Origin of the sequence: Paractinoplanes lichenicola (genome assembly GCF_016785085.1) — a bacterium.
GTDB lineage: Bacteria > Actinomycetota > Actinomycetes > Mycobacteriales > Micromonosporaceae > Actinoplanes > Actinoplanes lichenicola.
Genome location: NZ_JAENHO010000019.1, coordinates 14658 through 25804 on the forward strand (window position 1 = coordinate 14658; position 11147 = coordinate 25804).

The following is an 11147-nucleotide window of genomic DNA, read 5'->3' on the forward strand; positions in this document are numbered from 1 at the left end:
GCTCAGTAGCCGGAGATCGAGATCTCCTGGACGTCGACCGAGAAGCGGCCCTCGCCGTCGGACGGCAGCTTGGTCATGAAGACCAGCACGTAACGGTAGGTCTGGTCGGGGTTGAAAACCGAGAACACCTTGCGGTTGCCGGTCGTCACCGTCTCGGAGTCGCCCAGCCGCTTGTAGGTGTCCATGATCTTTTGGTCGCCGGCCGAGGTGTCGCCCGTGTCGTCGCTGCCGGCCCGGATGTCCATGGTCACGCCGGGCTGCGACATCAGCACCTCGACCTCGGACAGCTTGCGTGCCGTGCCCAGGTCGATCAGCACGCCCATGCCCGGCTTGCGGGTGCCGAAGTTGGCCTGGTTGAAGTGCTGCAGCTCCCACGCGGTCTCGTCGTCACCGTCGACCGTGTATTTCGACTCGCCGGTGTCGTCGCGGTCGCCGTCCGGCGGGTCGACGATGCGCACCATGTCGGCCGTCAGCGGGATCTTCTTCGGCTGGGGCGCGGGGGCCTGCGTATCGGTCGTGCCGTCGGGTTCGGTGCCGGCGCCGGCCTGGTTGGTGACGGTCGGCTTCGGGTCGCCCGAGCTGTTGATCGCGTTGATGCCGAAGATCAGGCCGACGACCGCGATCACGACCAGGGCGGCGACGCCGACGATGATCTTCGACGTGCTGCGGGTGGGCTCGGTCGTCGTGCTCTGCGCGAACCGCAGGGGGCCGGCTTCCTCGTACTCCTCCTCGGCGGCGGCGTCGAGGCGGGCCAGCTCGGCGGTCAGCGAGTCGGCCTCGGGCGTGGCCACCCGGGCGTCGAGCAGATCCATCGTGAGGTCGTCGAGATAGGCCGGGACGCCGGCGCGGATCTGCCGGGGCGCGGCCGGGGCGCCGGTGCCGTCACGGTTCGCGTCGGGCAGGGCGGAGCTGCCGACCTCGTTGTGCGGCCAGTGACCGGTCAGCGCGAAGTAGAGGATGCCGCCGACCGCGCGGATGTCGGACTCGACGTTGTCGGCCGAGTCGGCCCGCGCGTCGGCCAGCACGACCCGGCCGTCGTCGGCGATCAGCGTGGTGCCGGGGTGGACGTTGCCGTGGACCATGCCGGTGGCGTGCACGGCGGCGAGGGCGTCGGCGATCGAGTGCGCGATGGCGGTGGCGCGGGCCGGGTCGAGCGGGCCGTCCGAGCTGACCATCTCGCGCAGCGACTCACCCTCGACCCACTCGCGCACGACGTACGCCCGGGCGCCCTCGTCGATCGCGTCGTAGACCCCGACGAGGTTGGGGTGGATCACGCGGCTGGCGTCGACCGCGGCCTGCAGCATCTCGGTGGCGGAGTCGCCGCCCGGATAGCGCAGCACGACGGCGACCGGCCGCCGGAGGATCACGTCGATGCCGCGCCAGACCTGCCGGCCCGCGCTGTCGTCGTTGACGTGCTCCTCGAGCTGGTAGCGCTCGGCCAGGACCTCACCGGCGGTGGGGGCACCGAACGTCATGACCGGTCCGTCCGCATCGGCCGCGGTCTCGTGGCCTTCGCCGACCTGGGTCACCAGTCCTCCTCGGTGCTCCACGCACGGGTTAGCCGTGCTCGGTGCAAATGACGATGCGCGAAGAGCACATGCCGACACCGACCATACCCGCCCGGGGCTATCCGGCGGCAGGTCGTCCCCCCGGCGCGGCAAGCTCGATCAAGCTCGGCCCCGTGCCGCAGGGGGCCCCTGTTGCGGGTGAAACTGCTGGTCAACGGCCGATTTTGCGGCGAACCATCCCGATCACCTGGCTGACCTCGCCGACCCGCAGCACCGTGGCCGCGGCCAGGTAGGCGATCAGAATTACCGCACCGCCGGCCAGCAGTTGCAGAATCGCCTCGCCGCGGCCGCTGGGCGCGCCCGCGCCGGGCAGGAAGTGCACGACCAGGAGGCCGAGCGCGGCGGCGATCGCGGCCGCGACGAGCACCTTGATCAGCGCGACGGCGACGCTGCCCAGGTTGAGCCGGCCGATCTTGCGGCGCAGCACCGCGAGCGAGATCAGGGCCGAGATCAGATAGGAGAACGCGTTGGCGGCCGTCATGCCGGCCGCGGACAGCGACGCGCCCAGCACGGCGGCGAGAAGGAAATAGCCCGCGATCCGGACGGCGACGACCGGCAGATTGATCAACGCGGCGGTCTTGTTGCCCTGCAGCGAATAAAAGGCATAGGTGCAGAGATAGCTGACCGAGAGCGGAAGCACGGCGAAGGCGGCCACCACCAGCACCGCACCGGTGTCGAGGGCGGCGTCGTGGCTGAACGCGCCACCCTCGAACAGCGTGACGGCGATCGGCTTGCCCAGCACGCCGTAGACGACGGCGATCGGGGCCAGGGCGGCCACGGTCAGCTTGATGCCTCGGCTGAGATCGGCGCTCACCTCGGCGAACCGGCCCTCGGCGGCGGCCGCGCTCATCTTCGGCAGCAGCGCGGTCATCACCGACACGCCGATGATGCCGTGCGCCATCATCGTCAGCAGGAAGACGTTGTTGAAGGCCAGCACGCTGGCGCTGTTCTTGCCGGCGACCCCGTTGAGGATGCGGACGACGGCGAAGATCGCGATCTGGTTGGCCCCGACGTAGAGCAGCATCCAGCCGGCCAGCCCGCCGATCTCGCGCAGGCCCAGCGAGCGCGGATCCCACCGCCACTTCCAGCTGAAGCCGACCTTGCGCAGGGCCGGCAGCAGACCGATCGCCTGGACCACCATGCCGAGCAGCGTGCCCAGGCCGATCAGCAGGATCCGGCCGTCCGTCATGTCCTCGGGCTGGAAGCCCTTGGTCGGGCCGAAGGTGACGATGAAGACGCCGCAGACCGCGATGACGACGATGTTGTTGAGGATCGGCGCCCACATCGGGGCCGCGAAGTGCCCGCGGACGTTGAGCACCGCGCCGATCAAGGCCGAGAGCCCGGTGAAGAAGATGATCGGCAGGATCAGGTACGCGAAGTGGGTGACCAGGTCGCGATAGGCCGGCGAGGCCTTGTCGTCCGACTGGATCGCGGTGATGACCGGGGCCGCGATCACCACGAGGACGGTGGCCAGGCCGAGCGTCACGACCGCGAACGTGAGCAGCTTGCGGGTGAACTCCAGGCCGCCGTCGGGATCGGCCTTGCGCCGGCGCACCAGCAGCGGGATCAGGACGCTGGACAGGATGCCGCCGAGCAGCAGCTCGTAGATCTGGCCGGGCAGGAACTGCGCACTGGTGTACGCGTCACCGATGCCGGCGCCCAGCGTCATGCCGATCAGCGCGTTGCGGACGAAGCCGATGATCCGGCTGACCAGGCTGCCGATCGCCATGATGGCGCTGTTGCCGGCGGTGCCTCCGTCCCCCGCGGGCGTGGGCGGCACATCTTCCGGTGGGAGTGCCTGATCCCCGGCCGCGGTCGTGTGACCGAGCTCGGAATCGACCGAGATCACCGTGACGCCGTCCTCCGGCCGCGGTGGCTGACCGTCGGGCGTGGCGTGCGCGCTGCGGTAGAGACCGCCGTTCACCGATCCTCCCGAGCCCTCTAGCGGAACACCCGACACCTTACGGTGCCCGTCACAGTCTGTGCCGCAGGAGCGTGCCCGGCTCGGCCCCGGCCAGCGTCTCGACCATCCAGCAGGCCTCGGCGGGCACCAGCGGCTCGCTGAGCGCGTCCAGCACCGTCGGATGATCGCAGCCGGCTTCGGTCAGCGCACCGAGCAACTCGGGAACGGGCCGCAGATCACCGGAGTCGAGGATGTGCCGCGCGATCGGCCGGGTCTCGGCGTACCACTGCTGGCTGGGCACCGCTCGCAGCAGGGCGGCCGCCCGGCGTACGAGATCGGCCAGGTCCTCCCGGGGAAAGCGCGAACCAGCCCGTACGTCTCGAACTGCTCTTTCCGGACGGGTGAGCTCGGCGATCGAGGCCTCGTCGAGCACCTGGGGCGAGGGAACCGGCGGGGCGGGCCACCAGTCGTCGGTGGTGAACAGCGGCAGCGGGGCCTGCTCGGGGCCGGACGGCGCGGCCGGTGGCACCTCACGGCGGAGCGACCGGTACGCCGCCTCGCGCATCGCCGCGATCTCGGGCTCGTCGTCCTCGGCGGTGGCCGGCGCGAACGGCGACAGCAGCGCCACGACCAGGCCCGGATGCGGCAGCGTGGGATCGCCCCAAGCGATCACCCGGCCGCACAGGTCGAGCTCCCACCAGCGCAGGGCGGCCGGGGCGGGCTCGCCGAGCAGCGCGTAACCGAGTTGAACAGGTTCACTCGACGCGGGGATCCGCAGGCCAAGAGTCCGCTCGCCGGTCTTGAGGTCGATGTCCAGCACCAGCGCGTAGCCGCCGGTCACCGGAAAGGTCGTCCGCAGCTCGGCCGGCTCGTCGTCGCTGGTCACGCAGCTTTCGCCGGCCCAGAAATCCGGATTCTCGGCCAGGCGGAGCAGCGTGTCGGTAACGGGCACCCGCCCATCCTGCCCGGTGCTCCTCCGGACTGCCACGCCCACGTCCGCCGCCCCACCCGCCACCCTTGACCTGACTAAAGGCCGATAGGCTAGTCATCCCATGTCTGTGTTGAATGCCGCCCAAGAGAAAGCCGTGGCCGAGCTGCTGCGCGTCTCCCCGCTCGCCGACGAGCTGGGGCGGCTTTTCGACGCCGCCGGTCACGAGCTGCACCTGGTCGGTGGCTCGGTGCGCGACGCGCTGCTGGGACGCCTCGGCGACGATCTCGACTTCTGCACCGACGCGCGTCCCGAGCAGACCCTCGCGGTCGTGCAGGGCTGGGCCGACGCGATCTGGGAGACCGGTCGCGAGTTCGGCACGATCGGCATCCAGAAGAACGGCCTGCGGATCGAGATCACCACGTTCCGCGCCGAGGCGTACGACGGGGTCACCCGCAACCCCGTGGTCGAGTACGGCGATTCCCTGCTGGAAGACCTCGAGCGCCGCGACTTCACGATCAACGCGATGGCCGTCTCGCTCCCCGGGCACACGTTCACCGACCCGTACGGGGGCCTGGATGATCTTGCGGCCCAGGTGATCCGCACGCCGGCCGCACCGTCGCAGTCGTTCGGTGATGATCCACTTCGGATGCTGCGGGCCGCGCGGTTCGCCGCCAAACTCCGGTTCACTGTGGATCAAAAGGTCATCTCGGCCATGCGGGACATGGCCGCCGATCTCGACCGCATCACCGCGGAACGGATCCGGGACGAGTTCACCAAGCTGATCTGCGGCGCCGACCCCATCGCCGGCCTGCGCCTGCTGGTCGACACCGGCCTGGCCGACCGCTTCATCCCCGAGATCAGCGGGCTCAAGCTCGAGATCGACGAGCACGCCCAGCACAAGGACGTCTACGAGCACACGCTGATCGTCGTGCAGAATGCCATGCGGCTCGAGGGCGACGAGGGCCCCGACTTCACGCTGCGCATGGCCGCGCTGATGCACGACATCGGCAAGCCGGCCACCAAGGCGGTCGGGCGCGACGGCCGGGTCAGCTTCCACCACCACGAGGTGGTCGGCGCGCGCCTGACCAAGCAGCGCATGCGGGCCATGAAATACCCGAAGGACGTCACCTCGGACGTGGTCGAGCTGGTCGGCCTGCATCTCAGGTTCTACGGGTACGGGCGGGGTGAGTGGACCGACTCGGCCGTGCGCCGCTACGTGACCGACGCCGGCCCGTTGCTCACCCGGCTGCACAAGCTGACCCGCTCCGACGTGACCACCCGCAACAAGCGCAAGGCGGCCAACCTCGCGGCCGACTACGACGCGCTCGAGGAGCGGATCGCCCGGCTGGCCGAGGAGGAGGACCTCGCCCGGGTCCGCCCCGACCTCGACGGCAACGCGATCATGGAGCTGCTCGGGGTGCCGCCCGGCCCGATCGTCGGCCAGGCCTGGCGCTTCCTTAAAGAGCTGCGCCTCGACCGCGGGCCGCTGACGCGCGACGAGGCCGAGGCGGAGCTCTACAAGTGGGCCCGCGACAACGGGCACCTTTCTTCTTAAGGCATTCCGATGCTCACCGTCCGGTTGGCGAAGGACCGCGGCAGGCTCATCTCCTCGAGCACCCGCCCCCGCACGTCATAGAGGCGGACGCGGGCGCCAGGCCGGTCGAACCCCAGCAGCCGACCGTCCGGCAGGAAGTGCGCGTCCTGCTCCCCCAGGTCGGCCAGGATCTGCTGGGTCTCGACGTCGAAGATCACCCGGTTGGCCCAGCCGCTCTCCGACGTGTGCTTCAGCACTACCCGGCGGCCGTCCGGGGACCACGCGTCCTGGTCGGCCGGCGCGCCGGGAACCGGGATCGTCTCCAGCCGCTTGCCGGTGGACGCGTCGTGGATCGCGACCTTGACGGCCATATCCAGTTTCGCCTCGCTGCGGTCCGCGGTGATATCGCGTACGGGGATCGCGACGCGCTTGCCGTCCGGCAGCCACGTGAAGCGGCACTCGTCGGGGCAGGCGTACGTCTCGTCGAACGTGGCGTGCCGGCTCACCGCGCCGGACGCGGCATCGATGATCGCGAACCCGTCACCCGACGTGGCCAGCACGCGCGTCCCGTCCGGTGACCACTGCGGGTCCGGTCCCGGGGTGACGTCCGTCCAGGTGATCTCGCCGTTCGCGGCGATGATGCCGAGGTGCCGATCGCCGCTGACCACCGCGCGGTTGACCTTCGGCGCACCCCAGACCCGGTGATAGTCGTCCGGCAGCTGAACATAGCGGCCGGTCCTGCGGTCGAGCACCACGCTGCCGTCGGCCGAAGGGACGTCGGCCAGGCGTGGGTCGATCCGGCTCACGGCGGTGACGATGACCTTGCCGGGCAGCGTCAGCGGGCTCTTCCCCCAGTCGATCGGCCTGCTCGTCGTGGCGGCCGGTTGCGGTTGTGGCTGCGGCGCGGGTTCGTCCCGGTGGAGCAGGGCGTACGGGATCGAGGCGGACGCGACGAGGGCGACCGCGGCCGCCGCCACACCGGCCTGGCGGCGCCGGCGGATGCGCCGGCCCCGCTGCCGGGCCCCGGCGGCGAGATCGTCCGGGAAACGGGCGCCGTCCGCCAGGTCGTGGACGGTGACCCGCACCTTGTCCTCCAGATTCATCGTGATCCCTCCATCGACCAGGAGTGCTCGTCGAGATCGCCGCCGACCAGCTCGCGCAGCTTGGCCAGCGCGCGGGAGGCCTGACTGGCCACGGTGCCGGGCCGGCAGCCCAGCACCTCCGCCGTCTCTTCGACCGTGCGGTCCTCCAGATAGCGCAGCACCAGCACCGCCCGCTGCCGGTCCGGCAGGGTCAGCAGGGCCTGCCGCAGCGCGAGCCGTTCGGCGATGTCGGGCTCGCGTCCCGGCCGCTCGGGCAGCTCGGCCATCGTGATCTCGCGCTGCCGGCCGGCGCGGCGCCAGCCCGAGACGCGGTCGTTATAGAGGATCCTCCGGACGTACGCCTCGGCGTCCCCGTGGATCCGCGGCCATTTCGCGTACGCCTTGGCCAGCGCGCCCTGCACCAGATCCTCCGCGGCCCGCGGGTCGCCGGTCAGGGCATGCGCGATCCGGAGCAGCACCGGCCCCCGTTCCGCGACGAACGCGGTGAACTCCGTCTCGAGCGACTGTTTCACCCGTCACCTCCGCCCGGTAAGACGCCCCGCCGCCGGAAAGGCTTGCACGGATTCGCGAAGTTGTTGCGGGCCGTAGCTAGGGTCGCCGGCGTGGCCTGGCTCGTCCTCTTCGTTCTGCCCGCCGTGATCGTCGTGACGTGGATCGGGCTGTGGTGGCGCGGCAGCCAAGGCGTGCGCCTGTGGTTTGCCGCCCTCTCGGTCGTGGGCGTGGTCCTGACCTGCGCGCTCGGCATGTACCTGCTGCGTTATGACAGCGAGCCGATGCCCTATGGGGACGGCGGGGCCTATTGGGCCCGGAGCATGTCGACCATCTCGGAGGAGACCGTGCTGGTGGGTGGGAACGCGATCCTGGGCCTGATCGTCGCCGTTCCGCTGGCCGTGATCTCGGCCATCGCGGACCTCGCGCGGTCGCGGCCGCCCTCGCCGCAACGAGAGGAAGCCGCCGACGCGCTCGAGCAGTGGGGCCGGGACAACGGCTACCTCTAGGACTTGTCATACCCCGGGAGCAGAATCGGGGCATGTTCGTCGTCGACTCGCCCATCGGTCCGCTCGGCGTCGCCGTCGAGGGCGACACCGTCGTCAGCGTGCGCTTCGCCGCCCGGCCAGGGCCGTCCGGCTCCCATCCGGCCGTGGCGCAGCTCGAGGCCTATTTCGCGGGCGAGCTCACCGACTTCTCCGTGCCGTTCGAGCTGCGCGGCGGCTCGTCGTTCGAGCGCGCGGTGTGGGGCGAGATCGCCAAGATTCCGTACGGGGAAATGGTCACCTACGGCTCGATCGCGACCGCGCTGGGTGATCCGGGGGCCGCGCGTGCCGTCGGGACGGCCTGCAACCACAACCCGATCCCCGTGATCGTGCCCTGCCATCGGGTGGTCGGGGCGGGCGGCAAGATGGTCGGCTTCGGGGGCGGGCTCGACCGCAAGCGCAAGCTGCTCGAGCTGGAGGCACGGGTCGCCCTGGCCCGGGCTTGGGGTTGACCCATGCCTATGGTCACGCATACGAACGTTCTATGACAACGCGCGCAAAGGCCGACCCGGGAAGCCCGGGCCGGCCTTTATTACGTTGTGCGGCTGGTCAGCGCTCGATGTCGCCGCGGATGAAGGCCTCGACGCTTTCCTTGGCGTCGTGGTCGTTGTACTGCACCGGCGGGCTCTTCATGAAGTATGACGAGGCCGACAGGATCGGGCCGCCGATGCCGCGGTCCTTGGCGATCTTCGCCGCGCGGACGGCGTCGATGATCACGCCGGCCGAGTTCGGGGAGTCCCACACCTCGAGCTTGAGCTCGGCCATCAGCGGGGTGTCGCCGAACGAGCGGCCCTCGAGCCGGATGTAGGCCCACTTGCGGTCGTCGAGCCACGGCACGTGGTCCGACGGGCCGATGTGCACGTCGCTCTTGATCATCTCGTGCGGGATCTGGGAGGTCACCGACTGGGTCTTCGAGATCTTCTTCGAGACCAGGCGGTTGCGCTCCAGCATGTTCATGAAGTCCATGTTGCCGCCGAAGTTGAGCTGGTACGTACGCAGCAGCTCGACCCCGCGGTCCTCGAACAGCTTGGCCAGCGCCCGGTGCACGATCGTGGCACCGACCTGGCTCTTGATGTCGTCGCCGACGATCGGCAGGCCGGCGTCGGTGAACTTCTGCGCCCACGCCGGGTCGGAGGCGATGAAGACGGGCAGCGCGTTGACGAACGCGCAACCGGCGTCGATCGCGGCCTGGGCGTAGAACTTGTCGGCCTGCTCGGAACCGACCGGCAGGTAGGAAACGACTACATCGACCTCGGCGTCGCGCAGGGCCTGCACGACATCGACGGCCTCGGCCGACGACTCCTCGATGATCTCGCGGTAGTAGGTGCCCAGACCGTCGAAGGTCGGTCCACGCTGGACCGAGACACCGGTCGGGGGCACGTCGGTCAGCTTGATCGTGTTGTTCTCGCTGGCGACGATCGCCTCCGCGAGGTCCATGCCGACCTTCTTGGCGTCCACATCGAACGCCGCGACGAACTTCACGTCGGATACGTGGTAGTCGCCGAAGGTTACGTGCATGAGACCCGGGACGCGGTCGTTGGGGTCGGCGTTCTTGTAATACTCCACGCCCTGCACGAGGGACGAGGCGCAGTTACCCACACCGACGATGGCGACGCGGACGGAGCCCATCGCGTTTGCCTCCTTGTTCATCACGGCCGGTCCTGATGCGGACGCGGGGGTTCGGGGGATGCATCCCCGGCCGTCCGCTGCGGTGGCGGCTCGGCGGAAGGGATGTCGAGTTCCCCGGCGGTTCCCGCCGGGGCTCGGCCGGAGCGCTCGTTGGTGATGAGCTCCTCCAGCCAGCGGACCTCGCGCTCGGCGGCGTCGAGTCCGTGGCGTTGCAGTTCGAGCGTGTAGGCGTCGAGCCGGCCGGCGGCGCGGGACAACACGTCGCGCAGGCCCTCCCGGCGTTCCTCGACGCGGCGGCGGCGGCCCTCCAGGATGCGCAGCCGGGTGGCGCGGTCGGTCCGGGAGAAGAACGCGAAGTGAACGCCGAAGCCGGCGTCGTCGTACGTCTCGGGGCCGGCCTGGGCCAGGAGATCGGCGAACCGCTCCTTGCCGTCGGCAGTGATCTTGTAAACAACCCGGCCCCGTTTGCTGGTCATCGGGGGGATCATCGTCGGATCCGACTCGGACTCGGTGATCCAACCGGCCGTCCGAAGCCGCTTGAGGGTCGGGTAGAGGGTGCCGTAGCTGATCGCGGCGCGGATCGTGCCCAGCTTGGTGGCGAGTTCCTTGCGGAGCTCGTACCCATGCATCGGGGTCTCCTGAAGGAGGCCGAGGATCGCCAGTTCCAGCATCGGCCGCCTCCCCTCGCCTGTCCCGATGTATCGGCCCGATACATCGCAACCGTAGATCCGTCGTCACGAGTCCGCAAGCTGTTCATGTGTGAGCTACACGCGCGCCACGCTGCGTGATGACTGTCGCTCCTCGCCGTTGGACCGCGTACGCTTTCCGCCATGCGCACGCAGCGGCAGCTTGTCGACTTCTCGCTACAGAAGCGGGCAGTGCTGCGTGACGTGCACAACGGCAAGATCGGAACGCTCGAGGTCTGCGATGCCTCGCCATACCTCAAAAGTGCTGCTCGATTCCATGGCGAGCCCACCGAGGAGCGCTGCCCGATCTGCCGGCGCGAGAACCTGACCCTCGTGCACTACATCTACGGCGACGAGCTCAAGCAGACCGCCGGGCAGGCCCGCAAGCTCGCCGAGCTGCCTGTCCTGGCGATGACGCTGCGTGAGTTCCAGGTCTTCGTCGTGGAGGTGTGCCAATCTTGCGCGTGGAATCACCTGACCCAGCAGTATCTGCTCGGCCGGGACGCGCTCACCGCCGACGAACTCGATCGGGTCGAGGCGGTTGCCGCCTCGTCCGCCGCGGGCCGCCACCGCGAAATCGGGTCATCGTCACACAGTTGGGACGGCCGCAACTGATGCGGATCGATCTCGCTACCGTTGACGTGACCCCGACCGGCTCGCGCATCCAGCGCACCAGCCGGTCATTTCCGACATCAGTCAGGGCGGCTGCCGGTATGCAGCCCGAATCGTCCGCCTGCGACGTCGCGGGGAAGGGCCTCT

General features: G+C 69.7%; 11 protein-coding genes. 4 read left to right on the forward strand and 7 right to left on the reverse strand.

The genetic code is table 11. From position 1 onward, the window contains the following. Positions 1–2: 2 nt before the first annotated feature. From JKJ07_RS44685 to JKJ07_RS44695, 3 genes are all read right to left on the reverse strand, one after another. Positions 3–1529: a protein kinase family protein gene (locus JKJ07_RS44685; RefSeq protein WP_307834768.1), complete on the reverse strand. Its 1527-nt coding sequence runs from the start codon at positions 1527–1529 to the stop codon at positions 3–5. A gap of 190 nt (positions 1530–1719) precedes the next feature. After that, a complete protein-coding gene (gene murJ, locus JKJ07_RS44690; protein ID WP_202998173.1) occupies positions 1720–3492 on the reverse strand; it encodes a murein biosynthesis integral membrane protein MurJ in 1773 nt (590 codons plus the stop codon). A 49-nt stretch (positions 3493–3541) separates the two neighbouring features. After that, positions 3542–4423, reverse strand: coding sequence for a hypothetical protein (locus JKJ07_RS44695; protein ID WP_202998174.1), 882 nt, complete (start codon positions 4421–4423; stop codon positions 3542–3544). Positions 4424–4523: 100 nt separating this feature from the next. On the opposite strand from JKJ07_RS44695, the gene JKJ07_RS44700 reads away from it, so the two are divergent. After that, positions 4524–5957 carry a CCA tRNA nucleotidyltransferase gene (locus JKJ07_RS44700; RefSeq protein WP_202998175.1) on the forward strand — a complete coding sequence of 478 codons (1434 nt, stop codon included), beginning with the start codon at positions 4524–4526 and terminating at the stop codon, positions 5955–5957. Here the strand turns inward: JKJ07_RS44700 and JKJ07_RS44705 are convergent. Continuing rightward, positions 5954–7039 (reverse strand): hypothetical protein, encoded by a 1086-nt coding sequence (locus tag JKJ07_RS44705; RefSeq protein WP_202998176.1) that lies wholly within the window; start codon positions 7037–7039, stop codon positions 5954–5956. The two genes, JKJ07_RS44700 and JKJ07_RS44705, sit on opposite strands and share 4 nt — an antisense overlap. Beyond that, a complete protein-coding gene (locus tag JKJ07_RS44710; protein ID WP_202998177.1) occupies positions 7036–7551 on the reverse strand; it encodes a SigE family RNA polymerase sigma factor in 516 nt (171 codons plus the stop codon). The genes JKJ07_RS44705 and JKJ07_RS44710 overlap by 4 nt, the downstream gene beginning before the upstream one ends. Before the next feature lie 90 nt (positions 7552–7641). Between JKJ07_RS44710 and JKJ07_RS44715 the strand changes: the two genes are divergently transcribed. Together JKJ07_RS44715 and JKJ07_RS44720 are read left to right on the forward strand one after the other, a co-directional pair. Beyond that, positions 7642–8037 carry a hypothetical protein gene (locus tag JKJ07_RS44715; RefSeq protein WP_202998178.1) on the forward strand — a complete coding sequence of 132 codons (396 nt, stop codon included), beginning with the start codon at positions 7642–7644 and terminating at the stop codon, positions 8035–8037. A gap of 32 nt (positions 8038–8069) precedes the next feature. Further along, entirely contained in the window at positions 8070–8525 is a 456-nt protein-coding gene (locus tag JKJ07_RS44720; RefSeq protein ID WP_202998179.1) for a methylated-DNA--[protein]-cysteine S-methyltransferase, read from the forward strand. A gap of 97 nt (positions 8526–8622) precedes the next feature. Here JKJ07_RS44720 and JKJ07_RS44725 read toward each other — a convergent pair whose 3' ends face one another. Then, entirely contained in the window at positions 8623–9702 is a 1080-nt protein-coding gene (locus tag JKJ07_RS44725) for an inositol-3-phosphate synthase (protein ID WP_202998278.1), read from the reverse strand. Positions 9703–9722: 20 nt separating this feature from the next. Continuing rightward, positions 9723–10373, reverse strand: coding sequence for a PadR family transcriptional regulator (locus JKJ07_RS44730; protein ID WP_202998180.1), 651 nt, complete (start codon positions 10371–10373; stop codon positions 9723–9725). 159 nt (positions 10374–10532) lie between these two features. Here JKJ07_RS44730 and JKJ07_RS44735 point away from each other — a divergent pair, with 159 nt between their 5' ends. Then, positions 10533–11003, forward strand: a complete 471-nt coding sequence (locus tag JKJ07_RS44735; protein ID WP_202998181.1) for a DUF5318 domain-containing protein — start codon at positions 10533–10535, stop codon at positions 11001–11003. Positions 11004–11147 lie beyond the last annotated feature (144 nt).

Bases quoted from the DNA above. Each gene is read 5' to 3' on its own strand.
- JKJ07_RS44735 (WP_202998181.1), top strand. From the start codon at position 10,533: ATGCGCACGCAGCGGCAGCTTGTCGACTTCTCGCTACAGAAGCGGGCA.
- JKJ07_RS44700 (WP_202998175.1), top strand. From the start codon at position 4,524: ATGTCTGTGTTGAATGCCGCCCAAGAGAAAGCCGTGGCCGAGCTGCTG.
- JKJ07_RS44730 (WP_202998180.1), bottom strand. From the start codon at position 10,373: ATGCTGGAACTGGCGATCCTCGGCCTCCTTCAGGAGACCCCGATGCAT.
- JKJ07_RS44720 (WP_202998179.1), top strand. From the start codon at position 8,070: ATGTTCGTCGTCGACTCGCCCATCGGTCCGCTCGGCGTCGCCGTCGAG.
- JKJ07_RS44705 (WP_202998176.1), bottom strand. From the start codon at position 7,039: ATGAATCTGGAGGACAAGGTGCGGGTCACCGTCCACGACCTGGCGGAC.
- JKJ07_RS44725 (WP_202998278.1), bottom strand. From the start codon at position 9,702: ATGGGCTCCGTCCGCGTCGCCATCGTCGGTGTGGGTAACTGCGCCTCG.